Source organism: Carboxylicivirga marina (assembly GCF_016612505.1).
Lineage (GTDB): Bacteria > Bacteroidota > Bacteroidia > Bacteroidales > Marinilabiliaceae > Carboxylicivirga > Carboxylicivirga marina.
Map to the genome: position 1 here is coordinate 1 of NZ_JAENRR010000187.1, position 323 is coordinate 323.

At 39.0% G+C, this 323-nt stretch carries 1 protein-coding gene; it reads left to right on the forward strand.

The window, feature by feature from the left end; genetic code table 11:
* On the forward strand, positions 1-263 hold a 263-nt coding region (locus JIV24_RS22285), incomplete at its 5' end, for a super-infection exclusion protein B (RefSeq protein ID WP_234445934.1).
* Positions 264-323: the final 60 nt, after the last annotated feature.

The following is a 323-nucleotide window of genomic DNA, read 5'->3' on the forward strand; positions in this document are numbered from 1 at the left end:
TTGGACTTCTGCTTTTAAGCCCAGATAACTGGCCTGAATATGTTAATGAGAGAATCGGTATTCCTCATGTGTGGCATGTTTTCGTCTTTGCTCTTGCATTTTCGCTAGCAATTAATGTGCATCGATTATCAGCTATTGCCAGCGCCAGATATAAGCGATTTAAGCTAAGAAAACGCATTAAGATGCAAAACGATAAAGTGCGATCAGTAATTCAAAACCTTACAGAAGAGCAATCTATGGTTTTGTGCGCAGAAAACGCTTAAGATGCGAAACGATAAAGTGCGATCAGTAATTCAAAACCTTACAGAAGAGCAATCTATGGT